The sequence below is a fragment of the Bradyrhizobium sp. 41S5 genome (assembly GCF_011516665.3).
Lineage (GTDB): Bacteria > Pseudomonadota > Alphaproteobacteria > Rhizobiales > Xanthobacteraceae > Bradyrhizobium > Bradyrhizobium quebecense.
Genome location: NZ_CP083721.1, coordinates 4,962,211 through 4,983,700, shown reverse-complemented (window position 1 = coordinate 4,983,700; position 21,490 = coordinate 4,962,211). Strand labels below are relative to the sequence as shown.

Annotated in this window: 22 protein-coding genes and 1 pseudogene; 20 read left to right on the top strand and 3 right to left on the bottom strand. The window is 65.1% G+C overall.

The window, feature by feature from the left end:
* The first annotated feature begins 41 nt into the window (after positions 1-41).
* From HAP47_RS24315 to HAP47_RS24275, 9 genes are all read left to right on the top strand, one after another.
* The gene (locus HAP47_RS24315; protein WP_173642439.1) at positions 42-818 is read left to right on the top strand and encodes a maleate cis-trans isomerase family protein; all 777 of its coding nucleotides are present in this window, start codon (positions 42-44) and stop codon (positions 816-818) included.
* Complete coding sequence (locus HAP47_RS24310) at positions 815-1,633, top strand: GntR family transcriptional regulator (protein ID WP_173642440.1); 819 nt, start codon at positions 815-817, stop codon at positions 1,631-1,633. Before HAP47_RS24315 ends, HAP47_RS24310 begins: the two co-directional genes overlap by 4 nt.
* On the top strand, positions 1,630-2,394 hold the full coding sequence (locus tag HAP47_RS24305) for an aspartate/glutamate racemase family protein (protein ID WP_173642441.1): 765 nt from the start codon (positions 1,630-1,632) through the stop codon (positions 2,392-2,394). The genes HAP47_RS24310 and HAP47_RS24305 overlap by 4 nt, the downstream gene beginning before the upstream one ends.
* Positions 2,394-3,806, top strand: coding sequence for a dihydropyrimidinase (hydA, locus tag HAP47_RS24300; RefSeq protein ID WP_176396286.1), 1,413 nt, complete (start codon positions 2,394-2,396; stop codon positions 3,804-3,806). The genes HAP47_RS24305 and hydA overlap by 1 nt, the downstream gene beginning before the upstream one ends.
* Before the next feature lie 45 nt (positions 3,807-3,851).
* Positions 3,852-4,736, top strand: a complete 885-nt coding sequence (locus HAP47_RS24295) for an alpha/beta fold hydrolase (protein WP_173642442.1) — start codon at positions 3,852-3,854, stop codon at positions 4,734-4,736.
* Between the two features lie 313 nt (positions 4,737-5,049).
* The gene (locus HAP47_RS24290) at positions 5,050-6,759 is read left to right on the top strand and encodes a phospholipase C (RefSeq protein WP_173642443.1); all 1,710 of its coding nucleotides are present in this window, start codon (positions 5,050-5,052) and stop codon (positions 6,757-6,759) included.
* 36 nt (positions 6,760-6,795) lie between these two features.
* On the top strand, positions 6,796-8,115 hold the full coding sequence (locus tag HAP47_RS24285; RefSeq protein ID WP_231168357.1) for a cytochrome-c peroxidase: 1,320 nt from the start codon (positions 6,796-6,798) through the stop codon (positions 8,113-8,115).
* A 72-nt stretch (positions 8,116-8,187) separates the two neighbouring features.
* Positions 8,188-8,973 carry an aldo/keto reductase gene (locus HAP47_RS24280; RefSeq protein WP_173642445.1) on the top strand — a complete coding sequence of 262 codons (786 nt, stop codon included), beginning with the start codon at positions 8,188-8,190 and terminating at the stop codon, positions 8,971-8,973.
* Positions 8,974-9,166: 193 nt separating this feature from the next.
* The gene (locus tag HAP47_RS24275; protein WP_173642446.1) at positions 9,167-10,090 is read left to right on the top strand and encodes a hypothetical protein; all 924 of its coding nucleotides are present in this window, start codon (positions 9,167-9,169) and stop codon (positions 10,088-10,090) included.
* A 13-nt stretch (positions 10,091-10,103) separates the two neighbouring features.
* On the opposite strand, the gene HAP47_RS24270 is transcribed toward HAP47_RS24275, so the two are convergent.
* Positions 10,104-10,781 (bottom strand): DUF599 domain-containing protein, encoded by a 678-nt coding sequence (locus tag HAP47_RS24270; protein ID WP_173642447.1) that lies wholly within the window; start codon positions 10,779-10,781, stop codon positions 10,104-10,106.
* Positions 10,782-10,905: 124 nt separating this feature from the next.
* Here HAP47_RS24270 and HAP47_RS24265 point away from each other — a divergent pair, with 124 nt between their 5' ends.
* The 5 genes from HAP47_RS24265 (at position 10,906) to HAP47_RS24245 (ending at position 14,116) form a co-directional block, all read left to right on the top strand.
* The gene (locus HAP47_RS24265) at positions 10,906-11,559 is read left to right on the top strand and encodes a glutathione S-transferase family protein (RefSeq protein WP_173642448.1); all 654 of its coding nucleotides are present in this window, start codon (positions 10,906-10,908) and stop codon (positions 11,557-11,559) included.
* 117 nt (positions 11,560-11,676) lie between these two features.
* Positions 11,677-12,045 carry a YidB family protein gene (locus tag HAP47_RS24260; RefSeq protein ID WP_173642449.1) on the top strand — a complete coding sequence of 123 codons (369 nt, stop codon included), beginning with the start codon at positions 11,677-11,679 and terminating at the stop codon, positions 12,043-12,045.
* Positions 12,046-12,259: 214 nt separating this feature from the next.
* On the top strand, positions 12,260-12,463 hold the full coding sequence (locus HAP47_RS24255; RefSeq protein ID WP_092114848.1) for a hypothetical protein: 204 nt from the start codon (positions 12,260-12,262) through the stop codon (positions 12,461-12,463).
* A 151-nt stretch (positions 12,464-12,614) separates the two neighbouring features.
* Positions 12,615-13,556 (top strand): hypothetical protein, encoded by a 942-nt coding sequence (locus HAP47_RS24250; protein WP_173642450.1) that lies wholly within the window; start codon positions 12,615-12,617, stop codon positions 13,554-13,556.
* A 119-nt stretch (positions 13,557-13,675) separates the two neighbouring features.
* Complete coding sequence (locus HAP47_RS24245; RefSeq protein WP_173642451.1) at positions 13,676-14,116, top strand: DUF1489 family protein; 441 nt, start codon at positions 13,676-13,678, stop codon at positions 14,114-14,116.
* Positions 14,117-14,250: 134 nt separating this feature from the next.
* Here HAP47_RS24245 and panC read toward each other — a convergent pair whose 3' ends face one another.
* Positions 14,251-15,102, bottom strand: a complete 852-nt coding sequence (panC, locus tag HAP47_RS24240) for a pantoate--beta-alanine ligase (RefSeq protein ID WP_173642452.1) — start codon at positions 15,100-15,102, stop codon at positions 14,251-14,253.
* A 284-nt stretch (positions 15,103-15,386) separates the two neighbouring features.
* On the opposite strand from panC, the gene HAP47_RS24235 reads away from it, so the two are divergent.
* The 5 genes and pseudogenes from HAP47_RS24235 (at position 15,387) to HAP47_RS24215 (ending at position 20,140) form a co-directional block, all read left to right on the top strand.
* Positions 15,387-16,310 carry a division plane positioning ATPase MipZ gene (locus tag HAP47_RS24235; RefSeq protein ID WP_173642453.1) on the top strand — a complete coding sequence of 308 codons (924 nt, stop codon included), beginning with the start codon at positions 15,387-15,389 and terminating at the stop codon, positions 16,308-16,310.
* 138 nt (positions 16,311-16,448) lie between these two features.
* Positions 16,449-17,570, top strand: coding sequence for a serine hydrolase domain-containing protein (locus HAP47_RS24230; RefSeq protein ID WP_231168356.1), 1,122 nt, complete (start codon positions 16,449-16,451; stop codon positions 17,568-17,570).
* Between the two features lie 187 nt (positions 17,571-17,757).
* A pseudogene (locus HAP47_RS24225) lies at positions 17,758-18,011 on the top strand (MmyB family transcriptional regulator).
* 343 nt (positions 18,012-18,354) lie between these two features.
* Entirely contained in the window at positions 18,355-19,296 is a 942-nt protein-coding gene (locus tag HAP47_RS24220; RefSeq protein WP_173642455.1) for an alpha/beta hydrolase family protein, read from the top strand.
* A 103-nt stretch (positions 19,297-19,399) separates the two neighbouring features.
* Complete coding sequence (locus HAP47_RS24215; protein ID WP_173642456.1) at positions 19,400-20,140, top strand: VWA domain-containing protein; 741 nt, start codon at positions 19,400-19,402, stop codon at positions 20,138-20,140.
* A gap of 13 nt (positions 20,141-20,153) precedes the next feature.
* On the opposite strand, the gene HAP47_RS24210 is transcribed toward HAP47_RS24215, so the two are convergent.
* On the bottom strand, positions 20,154-20,561 hold the full coding sequence (locus HAP47_RS24210) for a DUF302 domain-containing protein (RefSeq protein ID WP_173642457.1): 408 nt from the start codon (positions 20,559-20,561) through the stop codon (positions 20,154-20,156).
* Between the two features lie 129 nt (positions 20,562-20,690).
* Between HAP47_RS24210 and HAP47_RS24205 the strand changes: the two genes are divergently transcribed.
* On the top strand, positions 20,691-21,410 hold the full coding sequence (locus HAP47_RS24205; protein WP_092114839.1) for a DnaJ domain-containing protein: 720 nt from the start codon (positions 20,691-20,693) through the stop codon (positions 21,408-21,410).
* Positions 21,411-21,490 lie beyond the last annotated feature (80 nt).

Here is a 21,490-nt window from a genome sequence, read left to right as displayed (position 1 = left end):
GAATCCTGCCAGGGATTCGGCCGGTTGATGAGGCCTCGCGAATGACACGTCCTATCAGGCTCGGCATGCTGACGCCGTCGTCGAATACTGCACTCGAGCCGATCACCTGCGCGATGCTGGCGGGCGTCGACGACGTCTCGGCGCATTTCTCGCGCTTCAAGGTGACGGAGATCGCGCTGTCGGAGCAGGCGCTGCGCCAGTTCGACGCCAACGAGATTCTTCGCGCGGCAGAATTGCTGGCGCATGCCAAGGTCGACGTCATCGCCTGGAACGGCACCTCGGCAAGCTGGCTCGGCTTCGACCGCGACGAGAGCCTGTCCGAGCAGATTACCGCGGCAACCGGGATCAAGGCCTGCACCACGGTGCTGGCCTATCGCGACCTGCTGCGGCGGATCGGCGCCGAGCGCATCGGTCTGGTCACGCCGTATCGCCGGGACGTGCAGGACAGGATCATCGCCAACTGGAACTCGGCCGGGCTGCACTGCTTCGCCGAGCGGCATCTCGCGCTGCAGGACAATTTCTCCTTTGCCGAGGTCAGCGAAGCCGAGGTCGCCAGCCTGATCGAGGAAGTGGTGCGCGAGGGCTGCGATGCCGCCGTCGTGCTCTGCACCAACATGCGCGGCGCGGGCGCCGCCGAACGGCTGGAGCGCGGTTTTGGCGTGCCGGTGCTGGATTCGATCGCGGTGACGCTGTGGGCGTGTCTCACAGCTGTGGGCTGCGATCCGTCGCGCGTGCACGGCTGGGGCAGCCTGTTCACCAACCCCGACCTGCGCGCAGCGACCGCGATCCCCGATCATGACGATGAAGGCTTGCGGTGACCGAAGCCAAGACCAGAGCCAAGCCGACCAGACGGAGCAAGGATCCCAAGCGCGCGATCACGGCGCAGCAACGGCGCCGGCTGCGCGTGCCGCGGGTCGGACTGCACGAGCAGGCGGCGGCGCGGCTGCGCACCATGATCGTGCGCGGCGAGCTGGCGCCAGGGCAATCACTGGGGGAGGCGGACCTGTCCGACGCGCTCGGCATTTCGCGGACCCCGCTGCGCGAGGCGCTGAAGCAATTGGCGAACGAAGGCCTGGTCGAACTCAGGCTTAACCACAGTGCCGTGGTGGCGCCGCTCCGCCGCGCCGAATTGGCCGAATTGTTCGAGGCCGTCAGCGGCATCGAGCGCTGCGCCGCCGAACTCGCCGCGCTGCGGATGGAGGACGCCGACTTCGAACGGCTCGACGCGCTGCAGGACAAGATCGAGTGGCATCACGGCCGCGGCGAGCTGCGCGACTATTTTCAGGTCAACCAGCAGATCCATTCGGCGATCGTCGGCTTCGCCCGCAACGCGGTGCTGAAGGCGACGCATGAGGCGCTGCTGGCGCGGGCCGAGCGCGCGCGCTTCTTCGCGCTCTCGGTGCTCGGGCGCTGGGATGAATCGGTGCGCGAGCACCAGGATATCCTGGCCGCGCTCAGGCGCCGCGATGCGGCGCGGGCCGGGCAAATCCTGGCCCACCATGTTCGCCGCACCGGCGAGATCGTCGCCGAGACGCTGGATGGCAAGACACTCAACGACAGGGCGGATGACGCCGCGGCACCGGACGCTCCGGCAAAGCCGCGCGGCCGCAAGATGAGGAACGTTGCGCCATGAAAATTCTGCTGCTCAATCCCAACACGACAGTCGCGGTGACGGATCTGCTCCATACTGCCGGCAGCAAGGCAGCCTCAGCCGGCACCGAGCTCGTGTCTGCGACTGCGACGCGTGGCGTGCCCTATATCGCGACCCGTGCCGAGGCGCAGATCGGCGGCGCGATCGCGCTGGAAATGCTGGCCGAGGCCGGCTCGGGCATCGATGCCGCCATCATCGCGGCATTCGGCGATCCCGGCCTGTTCGGTGCGCGTGAGCTGTTTGCGTTTCCGGTGGTGGGATTGGCCGAGGCCGCGATGCTCACCGCCTGCATGCTCGGCCGGCGGTTCTCCATCGTGACCTTCGCCGGCGCGCTGGCACCCTGGTACGAGGAATGCGTCGCCATGCACGGGCTGAGTTCACGCTGCGCCGGCATCCGCACGCTCGACGGTAGCTTCCAGTCGATCTCCGACGTGCAGGCCGAGAAGGAAGAACTGCTGGTCGCGCTCGCCAACCGGGCGGTCGAACAGGACCGCGCCGACGTCGTCATTCTGTCGGGCGCGCCGCTCGCCGGGCTCGCGGCGAAGGTCCGCGACCGCATTCCGGTGCCCGTCGTCGATCCGGTCGCGGCCGCCGTGCGCCAGGCGGAGACGCTTGCCGTGCTCAAGCCGCGCAAGGCCGTCGCCGGCACCTTCCGACGGCCCGATCCGAAACCAACGCTCGGGCTGGCCGAGCCGCTTGCCGCCATCATCGAACATCGCTCACCGAAAGAGGGAACCGACTGATGTCCTTCGACACCATCATTCGCGGCGGCACGGTCGTGACCGCTGCCGACACCTTCGCCTGCGACGTCGGAATCCGCGACGGCAAGATCACGGCGCTCGGCCGCGATCTCGGCGATGCGGCCACGATCATCGACGCCACCGACCGGCTGGTGCTGCCCGGCGGCATCGACAGCCACGTCCATTTCGCCCAGCCGTCGGGCGACGGCATCGTGATGGCCGACGGCTTTGCCAGCGGTACCCGCTCGGCGGCGTTCGGCGGCAACACCACCGTGCTGCCGTTCTGCCTGCAGGAGAAGGGCCAGACGCTGCGCGAGGCGCTCAAGCACTACCATTCGCTGGCCGAAGGCGAATGCCATGTCGACGTCGCCTTCCATCTGATCGTCACCGATCCGACCGAGCACGTGCTGGGCCAGGAGCTGCCGGCGCTGGTCGAGGACGGCTATACCTCGCTCAAGGTCTTCATGACCTATGAGGGGCTGGCGCTGTCGGATCGCGAGCTGCTCGAGACCATGTCGGTCGCGCGCGAGACCGGTGCGATGCTGATGGTGCATGCGGAAAACTTCGACGCGATCCGCTTCCTAACCGACCGGCTCGAACGCGCCGGCAACGCCGCGCCGCGCTTCCACGCCGCCTCGCGGCCGATCCCGGTCGAGCGCGAGGCCACCCATCGCGCGATCTCGCTGTCCGAGCTGGTCGACGTGCCGATCATGATCGTGCATGTCTCGAACCGCGAGGCGATGGACGAGATCCGGCGCGCGCAGCAGCGGGGCTTGCGGGTGATGGGCGAAACCTGTCCGCAATACCTTGTCCTGACCGAGAAGGATCTCGACCAGCTCAACATGGAAGGCGCAAAGTACGTCTGCTCGCCGCCGCCGCGCGATGTCGCCAGCCAGCAGGCGTGCTGGGAAGGCTTGCAGCAGAAAGTGTTCTCGGTGTTCTCGTCGGACCATTGCCCGTTCCGCTACGACGACCCGCAAGGAAAGCTCGCGCCCAAGGGGCGTACCAGCTTCCGCTGGGTGCCGAACGGCATCCCGGGGGTGGCGACGCGGCTGCCGATCCTGTTCTCCGAGGGCGTGGTGAAGGGGCGCATCGACCTCAACAGCTTCGTCGCCTTCAGCGCCACCAATCACGCCAAGATCTACGGCCTCTATCCGCGCAAAGGCACGATCGCCGTCGGCTCCGATGCCGACATCGCGCTGTGGGACCCCAAGCGCAAGGTGACGATCCGCCACGAGCTGATCCATGACGGCTCCGACTACACGCCCTATGAAGGGCTCGAGGTCACCGGCTGGCCGGTGCTGACCATGGTGCGCGGCAAGGTGGTCGTCGACGACGGGGCCCTTGTCGGCAGCAAGGAGCACGGCACATACTTGCCGCGCGCCAAACCTCCGGCGGGAGCGACCATCCCGTAACACGCGAAGGAAGTAACCCGCGAAACAAGAAGGCAGGAGACCACCATGCCCTACGCGACAACAGATGACGGCGTGCGGCTCTATTTCGAGGAGACCGGATCCGGCCATCCCGTGATCCTGGTCCATGAATTCGCCGGCGATTTGCGCAGCTACGAGCCGCAGATGCGGCATTTCGGCAAGCGCTTCCGCACCATCGCCTATAATGCGCGCGGCTTTCCGCCGTCTGACGTGCCCGACGATGTCTCGTCCTATTCGCAGGCACGCGCCGCCGACGATATTCTTGCCGTGCTCGATCACATCGGCGCGCCGAAGGCGCATATCATCGGCCTCTCGATGGGCGGCTTCGCGACCTTGCACTTCGGACTGCGTCACCCGACGCGGGCGCTGTCGCTGTGCATCGGCGGCTGCGGTTATGGTGCGGAGCTCGACAAGCGCGAGACGTTTCGCGCCGAAGCCGACGTGATCGCGGCCATGATCCGCAAGGACGGCATGCCGGCGTTCGCCGAACGCTACGCCTACGGTCCGACCCGCGTGCAGTACGAGAACAAGGACCCGCGCGGCCACGCCGAGTTCAAGGCCATGCTTGCCCAGCACTCGGCGGTGGGATCCGCCAACACCCAGCAGGGCGTGCAGAAGGAGCGTCCCTCGCTCTACACGCTGGTCGACGAGATGAAGCGCATCACGGTGCCGACACTGATCATCACCGGCGACGAGGATTGGCCGTGCCTGCTGCCGGGCATCCTGATGAAGCAGAGCATTCCGTCCGCCGCGCTCGCCGTCATGCCGAACTGCGGTCATGCCATCAACATCGAGGAGCCCGACGAGTACAACCGGATCGTCGGCGAATTCCTGGCGCAGGTCGAAAGCCGCCGCTGGCCGCAGCGCGATCCGAGAGCGGTGAGTGCTTCGATCACGGGGATGAAGGACTAGTTGGCTCGGCCGGATACGTCGCGTTGAATTGTGCGACTACAGGAATAGTCCTGGATCGTGCGCGCATGAAAACGTGGTACGCGCGGATGTAGGTCTCATCATGACGCGCGTGCCGGCGTCATTGGGGTCGCGATCGATTTGATGACATCGATGCAATATCTGTTCACGCGTGCCGCAACCGGCGCGTGAAATCGAACGCATGACGATTGCGTCGCGATGACGCATCAATCGCAAAACCGACACAGGGCTGTTACGCGCGCTGGCTAATGTGTCGCATGTCGACGTCATAAATCCTTAAAAAATGGGGCAAGAAGTGAAGGTGAAATTCCTTTCAACGGTCGGAGTCTGTCTTGTCGCTGCTGCTGCAGTGGTGTGCAGCGCGGCTGCTCACGACGATGATAGAGATCACGATCATCGTCATCCGCACGACATTCACACGGCAACGCCGATCAAGCATCTCGTCGTGATCTTCAACGAGAACCGCTCGTTCGATCACTATTTCGCAACCTACCCGAATGCGGCCAACCCGACCGGCTCCATTCCGTTCAAGGCGAAGCCGCATACACCGAAGGTCAACAACCTCGCCAACGCCAATCTGCTGACCAACAACCCGAACCTCAACCCGGCCAACGGCACGGGCGCGACCAATCCGTTCCGGCTCGATCGCACCCAGGCCAACACGCGCTCGCAGAACCACGCCTACACGCCCGAGCAGCAGGCGGTCGACAACGGCAACGAAGACCTGTTTCCGAAGTTCACCGGCCGCGGCACCGCCGGCGGTGTCGGCGCGTTCGGCACCAACGGGCAGGTGATGGGCTATTTCGACGGCAACACCGTCACCGCGTTCTGGAATTACGCCCAGAACTTCGCGATGAGCGACAACACCTGGACCGACACCTTTGGTCCGTCGACGCCCGGCGCGCTCGAGGTGGTCGCCGGCCAGACCAACGGTGCGCAGAACATCGTCGGCACGACGTCGTCGATCGCCGACGGGCAGGGCGGCCTGACCTTGATCGGCGATACCGACCCTGCCTATGACTCCTGCTCGAGCACGACCAGCCAGGTCCTGATGACCAGCAAGAACATCGGCGACCTGCTCAACGCCGAGCACATCAGCTGGGGCAGCTTCATGGGCGGCTTCGACCTGACGCTCAAGAACAGCAACGGCACCACCAACTGCCTCCGCAGCACCTTCTCGAGCAACGTCAACGGCAGCATCGTTGACTACATCCCGCACCACGCCTGGTTCCAGTACTACAAGTCGACCGCCAACCCGACCCATGCGCGGCCTAGCTCGGTGAACGCGATCGGCCACACCTACGTTCCCGGCAGCAAGACGGTCGATCCGGCCAATCATGCCTACGATCTCGAGGACTTCTATGCCTCGGTGAAGGCCGGCAACTTCCCGGCCGTCTCCTACATCAAGATGCCGGCCTATCAGGACGGCCATCCCGGCAACTCCGATCCGCTCGACGAGCAGGCGGGCAATGTCGAGTTGATCAACTTCCTGCAGACGCAGAAGGAGTGGCGCGAGACCGCGGTCATCATCACCTATGACGACTCCGACGGCTGGTATGACCACCAGTACATCGCACCGACCAGCGCCTCGTATGATCCGACCGCCGACCAGGTCAACGGTCCCGGTCAGTGCGGCCGCGGTATCGGCAAGCAGACGCAGCCGAACGGCCTCAACGGCCAGCCGGTGAACGGCCGCTGCGGTCCCGGCACGCGGATCCCGTTCCTGCTGATCTCACCTTACGCCAAGAAGAACTTCGTCAGCCACACGCGCATCTCGCAGGCGTCCGTCGTGCGCTTCATCGAAGACAACTGGCTGCACGGCCAGCGTCTCGGCGGCGGCGCATTCGACGACAGCGTCGAATCGATCACCGACATGTTCGACTTCGATCATGGCCACGATCACGATCACGATCACGACCGCGACGATCAGCAGAACAAGCTGTTCCTCGATCCGACGGCCGGCACGGTCATCGTTAGCCCGTCTGATGATCATCACCATCACTAACGCTCTGGGATCACTGGACGTCATATGAACGGCCGCATGTTGTGGCTTCTCGGCGCCGGCCTGCTCTGCATGGCCGGCGCTGTTGCGGCAGTCGAGACGCAAGGACTTCCGGGGACGAATCCGCATCCGGTGCAGCTCAGGCGTCCGCCGATCGCCCTGCTGTCCGGCATGGCGCAGCTCGGCCAGAAGATATTCTTCGACGCGTCGCTGTCGTCGTCGGGCGCATTGTCCTGCGCCTCCTGTCACAGTCCGGATCACGCCTACGGACCGCCCAATGATGCCGCGGTCATGTCCGGCGGGCCCGCGCAATCGCGGCAGGGTACGCGCGCCGTGCCAAGCCTGACCTATCTGGAGCGGCAACCAAATTTCAGCATCGGGCCGGAGAAGGACGAGGACGACAACGTCGTCGACTTCGCGCAACTGGCCGCGGCAGGTCAGCAGGCTGCGCGTGCGAAAAAGGTCGCGACCGTGGCCGCGGCGTCGGCGGTCAACATCGTGCCGCAGGGTGGACTGTTCTGGGACGGCCGCGCTGATACGCTGCAGGACCAGGCGATCTTCCCGCTGCTCGATCCCAATGAGATGGATGGCGGCAGCATCGAGGTGGTGGCGCAGAAGCTGCGCCAGGCTAGCTATGCCCCGCGCTTTGCCGAACTGTTCGGCGCTCAGGTCTTCGACAACACGCGGCTGCTGGTCGCGGAGGCGATGTTCGCGGTCGCGCGCTATCAGGTCGAGGAACCGAGCTTCCATCCCTACAGCAGCAAGTTCGACTACTGGCTGGAAGGCAGGGCACGACTGGGCGAGAACGAGTTGCGCGGCCTGCAATTGTTCAACGATCCGGACAAGGCCAATTGCGCCGGCTGCCATACCTCGGCGCCGACCCGCGACGGCCTGCCGCCGCTGTTTACCGATCACCAGTATGAGGCGCTTGGCGCGCCGCGCAACGCCGCGCTCGCCAGCAACCGCGATCCGAACTACTTCGATCTCGGGGTCTGCGGTCCGTATCGCACCGACATTGCCGAGCAGACGCAATATTGCGGGATGTTTCTGACGCCGACCTTGCGCAACACCGCAGCCCGCCGCGTGTTCTTCCACAACGGCGTCTTCACGAGCCTTGAGCAGGTGCTCGATTTCTATAACTTCCGCGATACCAATCCGGAGAAGGTCTACCCGCGTGCGGCCGACGGTACAGTGCGGAAATACGACGATCTGCCGGAAAAGCATCACGGCAATGTCGACGTCGCCGATCCGCCGTTCGAGCGCCATCTCGGCGACACACCCGCGATGACCGCGCAGGACGAAGCCGACATCATCGCCTTCCTGAAGACGTTGACCGACGGTTACCAGCCGGAGTGGTGAGCGGTCGCAACGGCTCATGGCGGAACCCATGCGTGAGTTGGCAGGTCCTCGTCATGCGCGCATAATGCGTGCATGAATGTAGTCGAAGGCAACGGTGCCGGTATTCCCGCGATCGGGCTCGGCACCTGGGAGCTGCGCGGGCGGACCTGCGCTCGCATCGTCGAGCAGGCGTTGCGGCTCGGCTACCGGCACATCGACACCGCCCAGATCTATGACAATAAGCGCGAGGTCGGCGAGGGGCTGCGCGCCTCCGGCATCAAGCGCGACGATGTGTTCCTGACCACCAAGGTCTGGACCACACATTTCATGGCGAAGGATCTCGAACGTTCGGCCAAGGAGAGCCTGGCGCGCTTGCGTCTGACCGAGGTCGATCTGTTGCTGCTGCACTGGCCGCATCCGCACGTGCCGCTTGCCGAGACGCTCGGCGCGCTGGCGCGGGTCAAGCAGGCGGGGCTGGCGCGGCATATCGGGGTCTCGAACTTCAACGCGGCGCTGATCGGGGAGGCGGTGGCGGCGTGCCCCGAGCCGCTCGCCTGCGATCAGGTCGAGTACCATCCCTATCTGGTCCAGGCCGACGTGATCGAGGCGTGCACGCGCCATGGCATGGCATTCGTCGCCTACAGCCCGATCGCGAAGGGACGCGTCAAGGGTGATCGCGCGCTGTCGCGGATCGGCGACCGTTATCGCAAGACGGCTGCCCAGGTCTGCCTGCGCTGGCTGGTGCAGCAAAATGTCTCGGCGATCCCGCGCACCTCGAAGCTCGAGCGGCTCCAGGAAAATCTCGACATCTTCGACTTCGAGTTGTCGGATGAGGACATGCGCGAGATTTCGGCAATCGGGGGCGCGGCCGCGCGCTGACGGCCCATCTGAACGTCCATGGCGCATGGGTCCTTGCCTGTGAATCGCCGCGCGGAAAATGGCTGGGCAGCGGTCCGGATCATGCTATTGCGCCCAGGCCGATTGCGGTTTTGCACCGAATGGGGATTGAGGCAGGCGGGTTCCAGCCGGTATTGTGACCGGCGGGGAGACGACACTGATGTGATCGAGTGGGATGAAGTTTCGGCCAAACGCGGATCTGATGGCTTCGGTGTTCGTGCACCTGATGCTGCTCGCGCTGATTTTCCTGTATTCGGAGGTGCATCAGTTCGATCCAGTCGCCGCTGACACGGTGCCGGTCGAGATCGTGACGCCGCAGGAGGTCGCCAGGAGCGAGATCGAGAGCGAGATCAAGCCCGATCCGGTGCCGAGCCCGTCGCCGACACCCGAGCTGCAGTTGCCGTCGCTCGACAAGCCGGTCGACACCGTCAAGTCCGAACCACCGGCGCAAGCTCCGGCATCTCAGCCGCAGCAGGCCCAGCAGCAACCGCCGCAGAAGCAGGCGACGCCGCCGGAGCCCAAACCCAGCCCGGCTCCGCAGCATGCCGCGGTCGAGCCGCCGCCGGCACCGCAGACGCCGGCACCCCAGACACCGCCGATGCCCCAGCCAATGGCGCAGCAAGCAGCGACGCCGTCGCCACCTGCCTATGTGCAGCCCGAGCCGGACCTGTCCGTCAAATACAATGTCATGCTCGGTTTGCCGCCCGACATCCCCATCAAGCCGCCGGCCGAAGCGCCGCACGGCCCCGGTCCCGGCAAGGACAATTTCGACGCCGCGGCCACCGAGCAGGCCGACGTCGGCTCCAGCGTGGTCGCCGAATTCCGCCGTCATCTGAAGAGCTGCATGAAGCTCCCGGCGACGCTGAGCACTGGCGATGACGTCAGGATCAAGCTCAGGGTGTTCATGAAGCCCGACGGCAAGCTCGGCGCAGCGCCGTTGCTGATCGAAGCCACCGCATCGGAAAAGGGGCCGCTGCTGCTCAAGAGCGCGACCGAGGCGCTGCAGGCCTGTCAGCCCTATGCGATGCTGCCGCGGGATCGCTACGGCGAATGGAAGGTGCTCGACCTCGACTTCACTCCGCGCGATTTTGCATCGTGAGCGGAGGCAAGTCTCAGCTTCCCATCGCCTGCCAGGCATTCGAGGCGAACTGCCGGCGCCAGATCACGATGACGACCGCGGCGGTGGTGGCGAACAGCACCCAGGGGCTGACGAACCAGCCGAGATAGCCGAGCGCGAAGAAGAACGCGCGCTGGCCGCGGTTGAAGTGCCGGCCCGCGGTCTCGAACAGCCGCGTGGTGCGGATCACATGGGCCTCGGCCTCCTGCGTATCGCGTTCCCCGGCCGGCGGCATCGCGCCGAACAGGATCGCAACATAGTTGAACAGGCGATAGGCCCAGGCGAATTTGAAGAAGGTGTAGATGAAGATCAGGATCAGTCCGATGCACTTGATCTCCCACAGCGCGGGCGACGGCGTCAGGTTGACCGGCAGTGCACCGAGCACCGCGAGCGCGTCACTGGTCGCGCGCAGCAGCGCCAGCGCGCCGCCGATTGCGATCAGGCTGGTGGAGGCAAAGAACGCGGTGCCGTTCTGCAGGCTGGCCATGATTTGCATGTCGACCATCCGCGCATCGCGGTTGAGCAGATTCCGCACCCAGATCTCGCGATAGACATGCATCCGCGCCGACAGGCTGTCGCGTCCGTAGGCGGTGTGCTCGAGCGTGATGGCGTAGACCAGCCATTCCAGTGCGAAGAAGCCGACGGCCAGGATGTCGACCCAATAGCCGGTCATTGGTGCCTTCCTCCGTCGATGCGCGGCAGGTCCGCGTCGCGCTGCATCCGCATCCCGCGTCATGTACAGGTTGAACGCGTGCAATGCACTATGGCAAACTGAGGTGGCAACAGGATTCACAAGCATGCTCAAGCTCGTCATCGGCAACAAGAACTATTCGTCATGGTCGATGCGGCCCTGGCTGGCGCTGCGCGCCAACGACATCCCGTTCGAGGAAATCTTCGTGCCGCTCTACACCGACCAGGCCGACAAGGACCGCATCCTCAGCTTCAGCAAGGCCGGCAAGGTGCCGACGCTGATCGACGGCGACGTCACGGTCTGGGATTCGCTGGCGATCATCGAATATCTCGCCGAGAAGTTTCCCGAGGCGAAGCTGTGGCCGTCGGATCGGGCCGCGCGCGCGCATGCCCGCGCGATCTCGGCGGAGATGCACTCCGGCTTCGTGCCGCTGCGCAGCGAATGCGGCATGAACCTGCACCGGCCGATCCGCGCCGTTGCGCTGTCGGACGATGCGCGGGCCAATGTGGCGCGGATCGAGGAGATCTGGGCCGACTGCCACGCGCGCTACGGCAAGCAGGGTCCGTTCCTGTTCGGGGCATTCTCCGGGGCGGACGCGATGTACGCGCCTGTGGTGCATCGCTTCCGCACCTACGCGATCCCGGTGAAGGCCGAGGCGCAGCATTATGTCGATGCCATGATGCAGCTTCCGGCGTTCCAGCAATGGACCCGCGACGGCTTGGCCGAGACGCTGCGGATCGAGCGATTCGAGGACGCCTGACCGGTCCTGGCGCTGCCGAATTGTGGCAGCGGCGGCAAAGATCGCGGCTTGACGCCGCGGGGCCGAAGGCGTCGAATCTGAAAAACCGGTTTTGCAAGTCGTGAAAGGACTTAGACCATGGGCATTCTCGATTCCCTGGAGAACTCACCGGAGCTGAAAGGCATGCTTGGCCAGCTCGGGGCGGCCGTCATCCCCGTCGTGCTGGGCCAGGTGATGGGCAATGGCGGGCAGGGCGGGCTGTCGGCGATCGTGGCCAAGCTCGAGCAGGCCGGCCTCGGCGAGCAGGTCAAGTCCTGGATCGGCACCGGCCAGAACCTGCCGATCACCGCCGAGCAGCTCCAGCAGGTGCTGGGCAGCGACACCGTCAAGCAACTCGCCGCCAAGTTCAACATTCCGGTCGACCAGCTGTCCAAGGTGCTGGCCCAGCAACTTCCGGCTGCGGTCGACGGCGCTAGCCCGAACGGCAAGTTGCCGCATACCGCCTAGACTTGGAACCGGGTTCCGGCCGAGGTCGGCGGGCAATTTCCGGCTGGCACATAAGTTGCTGCCTATCGCCCTGAAAAACCTGCAAAATAGCTCCTTCGCCATGCCCCAATCTTGCTGGATTTGGGGCGGTGCGATGTGCTAGGTTGCCGCAGGGTTCTCAAAATGCCGGCTTGAGCTATCGGGACTGTCAGCTCAGCCAGCAATCTCTAAGAAAATGGAGAGGGCGTTGAAGCATAAGTACTCGATTGGCGAGATCGTCTATTTCACGGCCAGCAACGTGGCGCGCCCCGCTGCGAGCGGCACCTATGAGGTGATCCGCCTGCTGCCGACCGATGGTGACGATTGCCAGTATCGCATCAAGAGCTCGACTGAAGCTTTCGAACGGGTAGCCAAGGAGAGTCAGCTCGCGCTGTCCTGAACGTTGTGCGCAAGCCGGTGGCTGGAGCGGGTTCCGCGCCGTCGCCGTCAAAAGGCCCTGTTCGCAGACCCATTGTGCTGAGGGTTGGACGCCGGGATGGCGGCGCTCGCCGTCGCCGGTTGTGCTTACGCCGCGTTGAGGGACATCGCGCATGAATTGGGCTTCCTCGCTGGATCAGATCTGGCGCTCACCGACCTTCCCGATGTGGCTGACGCTGGCCGCGGCGGGCTTCTTTGGGGTTGTCGTTCTGGTCACGCTGCTGCGCGCGGAAAAGTCCGTCGCCAACGGCGCGCTGACCGTCATCACGCTGCTGTCGATCGCGGTTGCGGTCGCCGCCACGATCCGCGGCTTCGGGCCGGGCGGGCAGGCGGCGCCTGCCGACACACGGACGGCGCAATTCACCAGCCAGACCGCGCCGGCGCTAGCCTGCCTCGACGACCTCGCCGGAGATGCCGTCCTCAACGCCTGTGAGAAGGTGCTGTTCGGCTCGTCTGACACGGCCGCGGCGGCGGTGAGCTATGCGGCGGCGCAGATTTCGCGCCTGACCGCGCTCGGCGACCTCGCAACCGCGGAGCGCAATTCGACCACCGAGTTGCAGGCGCTGCGCCGCGCCATCGAGCACGACCGCTACGGTCTGGTGGCCTACGCACTGATGGCGCGAGATCACTGCACGCCGACCGCGTGCCCCGCGTTCCGCTCGCTGGGCGACAACCACCAGATCATCAACAATATGAACGAGCGGACCTACGAGAATCTGGTCACGCGCTACGCGGCGTCCTGGAACGCGCCGGCCGGCGCGCAGGCGTCGGCCGCCGCCGGCCTGGTGGCGGCGCTGCCGCCGTCGATGCCCACGGGCAAGCCGACCAACGCCGAGTTTCCGAGCGCGTCGTCGACGCCGCCAGTCAGCATCATGACGCCCGAACCGGCGAAGCCGGCCGCAGCGGCCCAGCCGCCGGCCGCGCGCGCCGCCGCTGCGCCGCCCGCCCCGAAGCGGCCGCCTGTAGCAAAGCGCCCGGTCCAGATCGCGCCGGCTGCGGCGCCAGCGCAGCCGCCTGCCGCGGCGAGTGCGCCAGCGGCCGCGAACCAGGAATGAGCGTGACGACGGCGGCTTGAGCCGCCGTCCTTGCACCGTTCCGAGCAGCAAATCCCGATATCCACTGCCGCTGATGACGCTCCCTTTCCAAAGCGCGCGCCGGCCGCTACATCCGGCGCATGCCGCTTCATCTCATCAAGCTTGCCGTCGGTTGCGACTCGGTCAAGGAACTCAAGGGCTGGGTCGCCGAACGGATGGCGACCGCGAAGAAAAAAGGCCTGCCGCTCCGTCACATCCACATCACGCGGATGACGCCGAAGCGCGAGGAGGAGATCCTCGCCGGCGGTTCGCTGTATTGGGTGATCCGTGGCGAGGTCGCCGCGCGCGAGAAGATCATCGCGATCGAGCCGTTCCGCGACAAGGACGGCATCGGACGCTGCCGGCTGGTGATGCAGCCCAAGGTGATCGCCGTCTCGCCGCGGCCGATGCGGCCGTTCCAGGGCTGGCGCTACCTGACCGCGGACTCCGCGCCCGCAGATCTCACCAAGTCGAGCGCAGCCAGCGTGGCGTCGATGCCGGAGCCCATGCGCCGCGAGTTGCGCGACCTCGGATTGCTGTGAGCAATCGGAAGACGGCTGCCGCGGACGGGCGCGGCGCAAGCGCCGCCCCGGGCCGCGCAGATGGGGCCGGGCCCTCATGAGCCGCTCGCACTGTCACGGTGCATGAACCGCGTCACAGTTTTCCGGATCCTGCCCTAAACCGCGATGTTATCGATCAGGCGCGTGCCGCCGATCCTTGCCGCCACCAGCATCCGCATCGGACCGTCCTTCAGCGAGCCGATCGGCGCCAGCGAGGCGGCGTGGCGGACCTCGAGATAATCCAGCGCGAAGCCGGCCTTGGTGATCTGCGCCGCGCCGTCGGCCATTGCGGTCGCGGCGTCCTCGCCGGCGCGCAGGCGGCCTGCCGCTTCCTTCATCACACGGTTGAGCTCGGGGGCCGCGCGCCGTTCCTCCGTCGAGAGGTAGACGTTGCGCGACGACATCGCGAGGCCGTCGCGTTCGCGCACCGTCTTCGACCCGATCACCTTGACGCCGAGGTCGAGGTCCGCGGCCATCTGGGTCACGACCCGAAGCTGCTGAAAGTCCTTCTCGCCGAAGATCGCAACATCGGGCCGGACTTGGGTGAACAGCTTGCCGACCACGGTGGCGACGCCGCCGAAGAAATGCGGCCGGAAGCGATCCTCGAGTCCAGCGGTGGCCGGTCCCTCGGGCACGATCCGGGTGGCGAAGCCGTCGGGGTACATCGCCTTCACTTCGGGGTGCCAGATCAGGTCGACGCCCTCGGCGGCGAGCTTGGCAACGTCTTCCTTCCAGGTGCGCGGATACGAACCGAAATCTTCGGTCGGAGCGAACTGGGTCGGATTGACGAAGATCGAGACGACGACCCGCTTGGCGCGACGCTTGGCGAGCCGCACCAGCGACACGTGGCCGTCATGGAGGGCTCCCATGGTCGGGACCAGCGCAACGGTCGCCTTCTTGGCGCGCAATGTGTCGACGGCGCGACGAAGGGCGGGGACGGTACGGACGACGGTGGGATTTCGCGGCATCTGGTCTCGACTCGTGGGGCAAGGTGGGGGAATCCAGGTGGAACGTTTGGCGTTCGGCAGGTGGCGGAGCTTACCAAGTCCGAACCGCAATCGGCAAACCGCCGCGCAAGCATTACCCGATCTCGGACGCGCATGGATCGCAGGCCTCGTGCCGCCGATCGACGCAGCCGGCTTGCGTGCTCGATTCATCATTAAGGACGGCTGCAATTGATTTCCTGTCGCAGTGATGCATTTCACTTGACCACAGCCGTGCGCGATTTGAAGATCATTGCGGGGATTGAATCATGTTGGTGCAGGCTAGTCAGGGTCAATCCGGCTCCGCACATGTCGTGGTGCTCGGCAACGAGAAGGGCGGTTCGGGCAAGTCGACCACCGCGCTGCATATCGCCGTTGCGCTCCTGAAGGCCGGACAGCGCGTTGCCAGCATCGATCTCGACTGCCGCCAGCAAAGTTTCACCCGCTACATCAGCAATCGCCAGGCCTGGGCGCGGCGTTCCGGTCTCGATCTCGAACTCCCCGCGCACTATTGCATCAAGTACGGCGAGACGATGCAGATCGAGGAGAACGAGAACGCCGAATTCCAGCAGTTCATGGCCGCGGTGAGCGCGGTGGAACGTGCCTATGATTTCATCGTCATCGATACCCCGGGCTCGGACAGCTACCTGATGCGGCTCGCGCATTCGATGGCCGACACGCTGGTGACGCCGATCAACGACAGCTTCCTCGATTTCGACGTGCTGGGCATCGTCGATCCCGCGACCTATGCGGTGATCGGCGAAAGCCATTATGCGGAGATGGTGCGCGACACCAGACGCAAGCGCCGCCAGCTCGACGGCGCCTCGACCGACTGGATCGTGGTGCGCAACCGGTTGTCGATGCTTGGCTCGCGCAACAAGCAGCTGGTCGCCGATGGCTTGAAGCAGCTGTCGCTGCGGCTCGGGTTCCGTTCGGTCGACGGCTTTGCCGAGCGGGTGGTCTACCGCGAATTCTTCCCACGCGGGCTGACGGCGCTCGACGACATCGACGAGGCGACGCTCGGCACTCGCCCGAGCCTCGGGCACGTCACCGCTCGCGAGGAGGTGATGGGCCTGTTGCGCCAGCTCAAGCTGCCGCTCGACGAGCGCGGCCGCCGCCGCGCCGCCAACCGGGCCGAATGGTTCAGCCAGGTCGACAAGCCGTTGGAAGTCGACGACATCATCGGCAGCTAGACCCGCAAGGGCGGCAATCCCGCTGGCGGCCCAGCGTCGGGCAGATTCGCCAGACGATTGGTTTGGGCGGTCGCAAGGTGATGAACGGAGGATCGAATGGAACGGCGCCGGTTCATGTCCCTTCTCGGAGGAACTGCGTTGGCACCGCTCGCCACCTTGCCGGTGTACGCTGAACAGTCCGATGGCTGCGGAGTTCCGGTCGCGCGGGACGATGGTTGGTCCGTCGCCTCCATCGCTGAGGACAGGCTCGCGGACCGCGCCGCGCTGTGCAGGATGGCTGACCGGCTCGCGAAGGGTGCCAATGTGCACGCGGTCCTGGTCGTTCGCAGCGGTAAGCTCGTGTTCGAGCGGTACTTCAGCGGTTCCGACGAGGTCCCCAGCCGCTTCTACGGCAGCCGGGTCGAAGACGTCGCGTTTAATGCCGATACGCTGCACAACATCAAGTCGGCTTCCAAGAGCGTCGCGTCACTCGCCGTCGGGATCGCGATCGATCGCGGGCTGATACGCAGCGTCAACGAACCGATCTTCAGCTTCTTCCCCGAATTGTCAGACCTGCGATCCCCCGAAAAGGACCGCATCCAGCTCGTGCACGCCCTCACCATGTCGATGGGGTTGGCGTGGGTGGAGGCGACCCCGGCGACCGGAGACGACAACGACGAGGTGCGCATGCATCGGGCGTCGGATCCGTGCCGTTACGTCCTCGGTCTTTCGGCAACGGCCCCGCCGGGACAGGCGTTCTTCTACAACACCGGTGCGCTTACGCTGGTGTCGGCCATCGTCCGCAAGGCGACCGGACATCCGCTCGACGAATTTGCGCGCACCGCGCTGTTCGAGCCCCTGGGCATTACCAGCTTCGAATGGAGCCGGGTCAAAGGGGATAGCGATGCCGGTGGCGGGTTGCGCCTGCGACCGCGCGACATGGCAAAGATCGGCCAGCTTGTCCTCGCAGGCGGCCGCTGGAACGGTCGCCAGATCGTCCCAAAGGCATGGATCGAGACTTCGACGGAATCGAAACTCAAGGCCACGGAGCATCAATCCTATGGATACCTTTGGTGGCTCGGCCAGTCTCGGCTCAACGGGCGCAAGGTCGACTGGGTTGGCGCCCTCGGGCGAGGTGGGCAGTCGATCCGCATCGTCCCCGAGCTCGATCTCGTTGTCGTGGTCACCGCGGGATATTATCAGGACTACAGCCCGCAAGCGTTTCAATTGCAGTACGGCGTCTTCAGGGACGTCCTGCAGGGGATCTCGCCTCGGGTCTAGTTTGGCTTCAACACCGTCAGCTTGAACGGCCCGCCATTGGCGGCGGCATGCGCAACGGCATCGTTGACTTGATCGAGATCGAAGGTCGTGACCTCGAATTGATCGAGCCGCAACAGCCCGGCGCCGGCGAGGTTGACGAGGCGCCTTCGGCCGCCTGCCCGAGAGCGAGCGCAATACCCTGATCTACATGCTGACCAATCCCCAGGCCCGCCGGCTGTTTGCCGCAGGCTGGGCCGAGGAGGCGCGCAGGATGGTGACGCAGTTCCGCAGGACTCACGACCTGTGGGCCGGGGATGGGGAACCCATGATGTGAGCGGCAGCGTTGCCGGGCGGAACGTGCTCGGCCACCCCAGGCGCGGCAGGCTTAATTTTGAGTACGCCAGTTTCCAGGCCAACGACGATCCCGGCTTGAAGCTGACCATGTACACCGAAATCGGTTGAAATCCGTGGTTTTCCGGTAATTTCGGCCACACCACGGCCAAAAAGCCGGAACAAAGCAGCCGAAATCCCGTTTCTCCTCCACGTCCGTCCAAGGAGCGATCCAAGGGCGATCCAGGGCTTGAACGCAACCTGGGGAACTCACGTCAAAGAGTAGAGGAGAGCACGAGCCGTCGCGATGAGGCGTGTGCATCTGCACAAACTATAGGTGCGGCGCACAACGTTATGCCACCGAAGCCACAATATTTGGACTTCCGGTCACGGCGCTGTGACATATATTCTTACAAAGAGGTCGAAGAGCCTCCGGCCAAAATCGCCCTGTAAAGGCGGGCATCTCGAGGACGTCATGAAGCGTGGAATTCTCGTTCTGCTTTCGCTCTCCGTAGTGATCACGGGTGCGTATTTCACCGCGAGCAAGTGGGCGATCCGTCACGAAACTCTCATGTTCAAGGATCCGACCCGCGATGAGCGGCCGGTCGCGGTCGACGTGGCCGTGCGCTTCGACAAGGAGATGCAGGCCGACGCCGGCATGATCAAGCTTCCGGTTGCGATCCTCAATCATGGCAATACCGTCAAATTTACCGAATATTCCTTCCTCGCGAACGTGTTCGCGGCGCGCGGCTATCTGACCATCAGCATTCAGAACGACCTGCCGTCGGATGGACCGATGGTGACCAAGGCTGGCGAGCTCTATGTCGGGCGCCTGCCGCAGTATCAGCGCGGCATCACCAACATCAAATTCGCGATCGAGGAGATGAAGAAGCGTCAGCCGAACGCGGACTACAGCAAGCTGACGATGGTCGGCCATTCCAATGGCGGCGACATCGCGATGTATTTCGCCAAGCAGTATCCGGACGAGATCAAGAAGGTCGTCACGCTGGACAATCTGCGCGTGCCGTTCATGACCGACGGCAAGTTCAAGATCCTCTCGTTCCGGTCTCACGATTCTCAATTCAAGCCAGATCCCGGCGTGGTGCCGGACGAGGAAGAGTGTGAGAAGGCCGGCATCACCGTTGTGAACACCAACTTCCAGCACAACGACATGCGCGACACCGGGCCGGAGAAGGCCAAGGACTCGATCCAGGCGATGCTCGATAAATTCCTGGCCGACACCGACAGCGATGTCGCACCGGTCGATACCAGGAATGCGCCGCCGAAGATTCTGGAGCCGGGTCCCGTCTCGCTCTACGTGCCGGTCGAGAAGCCTCAGACCTTCGGCGAGAAGGTCAAGAAGTCGCTCTCGCTGACCAAGACCGAGACCAAGAAGGGTCCGTCGGTCACGAACTGACAGGGCCGCCCGGGATCCGATCCGGGCGGGCGGGCGGGCGCGGTGACGTTGACCTATCCGATGCCGCGGCCCACATAGTGTTTGCTCTACGAGGCAAGCGCTGATGGCTGGCAAGACGATCAAACCGACATCCGGAAGCGACGTGCGCCCGGCCGATGCGCCTGGCGTGCCGGCGTCGAGCGCCAATGACATCGCCGCGTTCGTGGCGAAGGCGCGCGCGATGTCGCCGCATCGCGCCGGCGCACGCGGCAGGCTGGTGTTCGCGCTCGACGCCACGATGAGCCGGCAGCCGACATGGGACATGGCATGCACGCTGCAGGCGGACATGTTCCGCGAGGCCGGCTCGCTCGGCAGCCTGGATATCCGCCTCGTCTATTATCGCGGCTTCAACGAGTGCCGCGCGTCGGGCTGGATCTCCGACAGCGCGCAGCTCGCGCGGCTGATGAGCAAGATCGATTGCCAGGGCGGCAATACCCAGATCGGCAAGGTGCTGTCGGAGACCCGCCGCGAGGCGGTTGCGGCAGGTGTGCGCGCGCTCGTGTTCGTCGGCGACGCGATGGAGGAGAACGCCGACGCGCTGTGCGCAAGCGCCGGTGAGCTCGGGCTGCTCAAGGTGCCGGTCTTCATGTTCCAGGAGGGCGCGGATGCGACTGCCGAGCAGACGTTTCGTGAGATCGCGCGGCTGACCGGCGGCGCATGGTGCAGGTTCGATCCCGGCGCGGCGGCACAACTCCGCGAGCTGCTGCGCGCCGCTGCAGCCTATGCTGCCGGCGGCCGCGAGGCGCTGCTGCAACTGGCGAAGACGACGAGCGGCGCGGCCAGGCTGATCGGCCAGATGAAATAGGCCGCTTGGCGCGTCAGGCTCCGCCCGACGTCACGGCTTTGGCAATTGCGCCGAGCAGCGCCGACATGTTGGCCGTGACCTGTCCGGTCGCTTCCGCGACGCCGTGCCGCTCAGTGAGCCAGGCCGGATCATTGTAGGAGAACCAGCAGTCGCCGGCTTCGTCCTGCCAGACCAGCGCCTTGAGCGGCAGATCGATCCCGATCGTCTGCGCAGCCTGCATCAACGGCGTGCCGCCCTTCGCGTTGCCAAACACGAACAGCTCGGTGGGACGGAGCGCAAGACCGGCGCCGGCGGCGCCCGCGGCATGATCGATCTGCGCGAACAAGGTCAGCCCGCGCGCCTGCAGTTCGGCCTTGAGCCGGTCGGCGGTTTGCTTCGGCCCGACTTGGCTGCGAAGGCTGATCAGTCCGTCAATCGCCATCAGGCTTCCTCCAGCGCGATTGCCGCAAGCTACTCAATCGCAGGGGGCGGCGCCACGCGAGGGCGCTTCACGCTCCAGTGAGACGAAGCTTCGCATGCTTTTTGTCGCCGGGCCGCCTATATTCCGCGCATGCCAACCCTGATCGCCGGCGTCGTCGCAATTGTCATCCTTTATTCCGCACTGCAGATGTTTCGTGCGGCCAATCCGGCCGTGCTTGCGCGTGCGATCAAGATCGTGGGCGGCGTGCTCGCGCTTGCCGTTGCGGCCTTTACCGGCGTGCGGGGCGAACTGGCAGTCGCAATCCCGCTCGGCATCTTCGGCGCCGGACTGCTCGGCTGGTCGCCGTTCGGGAGCACGGGCTTTCCCAATTTCGGCGGCATGTTCGGCGGTTCTCGCAATCAGGGACAAAGCTCGCGGGTGCGCTCGCAATATCTCGACATGAGCCTCGATCACGACAGCGGCGTGCTCAAGGGCCAGATCGTGGCGGGACCGCAGGCCGGCCGCATGCTCGACGAGTTCGACCTGTCGCAGCTTCTGGCGATGGTCCCGAGCTTCGACGCCGAAAGCGTCGCGCTACTTGAAAGCTATCTGGACCGCCGCTTTCCCGCCTGGCGTCAGGACGCACAGGGCGACCGGACAGGGGGGCAGGGCCGCGCGGCGGCGACCGGCAAAATGACGAACGAGGAGGCCTATCAGATCCTTGGCCTGCAGCCGGGAGCGTCGCGCGACGACATCGGCCGGGCTCACCGCACCCTGATGAAGAAACTCCATCCCGACCAGGGGGGCTCGACGTATCTCGCTGCCCGAGTGAACGAGGCCAAGGATACTCTGCTTCGCACGCATCTCTAACTCCGGCTACGCTACTGACGCCACAGCCGAGAGCTGCCTTCCGTTTCTCTGATTGATGCCCCGTGTGGCCCGCCGCTGTC

What these genes read in the sequence shown, in the direction of transcription:
- HAP47_RS24315 (WP_173642439.1), top strand. Translation starts at nt 42, where the DNA reads ATGACACGTCCTATCAGGCTCGGCATGCTGACGCCGTCGTCGAATACT.
- HAP47_RS24305 (WP_173642441.1), top strand. Translation starts at nt 1,630, where the DNA reads ATGAAAATTCTGCTGCTCAATCCCAACACGACAGTCGCGGTGACGGAT.
- hydA (WP_176396286.1), top strand. Translation starts at nt 2,394, where the DNA reads ATGTCCTTCGACACCATCATTCGCGGCGGCACGGTCGTGACCGCTGCC.
- HAP47_RS24295 (WP_173642442.1), top strand. Translation starts at nt 3,852, where the DNA reads ATGCCCTACGCGACAACAGATGACGGCGTGCGGCTCTATTTCGAGGAG.
- HAP47_RS24285 (WP_231168357.1), top strand. Translation starts at nt 6,796, where the DNA reads ATGTTGTGGCTTCTCGGCGCCGGCCTGCTCTGCATGGCCGGCGCTGTT.
- HAP47_RS24280 (WP_173642445.1), top strand. Translation starts at nt 8,188, where the DNA reads ATGAATGTAGTCGAAGGCAACGGTGCCGGTATTCCCGCGATCGGGCTC.
- HAP47_RS24275 (WP_173642446.1), top strand. Translation starts at nt 9,167, where the DNA reads ATGAAGTTTCGGCCAAACGCGGATCTGATGGCTTCGGTGTTCGTGCAC.
- HAP47_RS24270 (WP_173642447.1), bottom strand. Translation starts at nt 10,781, where the DNA reads ATGACCGGCTATTGGGTCGACATCCTGGCCGTCGGCTTCTTCGCACTG.
- HAP47_RS24265 (WP_173642448.1), top strand. Translation starts at nt 10,906, where the DNA reads ATGCTCAAGCTCGTCATCGGCAACAAGAACTATTCGTCATGGTCGATG.
- HAP47_RS24260 (WP_173642449.1), top strand. Translation starts at nt 11,677, where the DNA reads ATGGGCATTCTCGATTCCCTGGAGAACTCACCGGAGCTGAAAGGCATG.
- HAP47_RS24255 (WP_092114848.1), top strand. Translation starts at nt 12,260, where the DNA reads ATGGAGAGGGCGTTGAAGCATAAGTACTCGATTGGCGAGATCGTCTAT.
- HAP47_RS24250 (WP_173642450.1), top strand. Translation starts at nt 12,615, where the DNA reads ATGAATTGGGCTTCCTCGCTGGATCAGATCTGGCGCTCACCGACCTTC.
- HAP47_RS24245 (WP_173642451.1), top strand. Translation starts at nt 13,676, where the DNA reads ATGCCGCTTCATCTCATCAAGCTTGCCGTCGGTTGCGACTCGGTCAAG.
- panC (WP_173642452.1), bottom strand. Translation starts at nt 15,102, where the DNA reads ATGCCGCGAAATCCCACCGTCGTCCGTACCGTCCCCGCCCTTCGTCGC.
- HAP47_RS24235 (WP_173642453.1), top strand. Translation starts at nt 15,387, where the DNA reads ATGTTGGTGCAGGCTAGTCAGGGTCAATCCGGCTCCGCACATGTCGTG.
- HAP47_RS24220 (WP_173642455.1), top strand. Translation starts at nt 18,355, where the DNA reads ATGAAGCGTGGAATTCTCGTTCTGCTTTCGCTCTCCGTAGTGATCACG.
- HAP47_RS24215 (WP_173642456.1), top strand. Translation starts at nt 19,400, where the DNA reads ATGGCTGGCAAGACGATCAAACCGACATCCGGAAGCGACGTGCGCCCG.
- HAP47_RS24210 (WP_173642457.1), bottom strand. Translation starts at nt 20,561, where the DNA reads ATGGCGATTGACGGACTGATCAGCCTTCGCAGCCAAGTCGGGCCGAAG.
- HAP47_RS24205 (WP_092114839.1), top strand. Translation starts at nt 20,691, where the DNA reads ATGCCAACCCTGATCGCCGGCGTCGTCGCAATTGTCATCCTTTATTCC.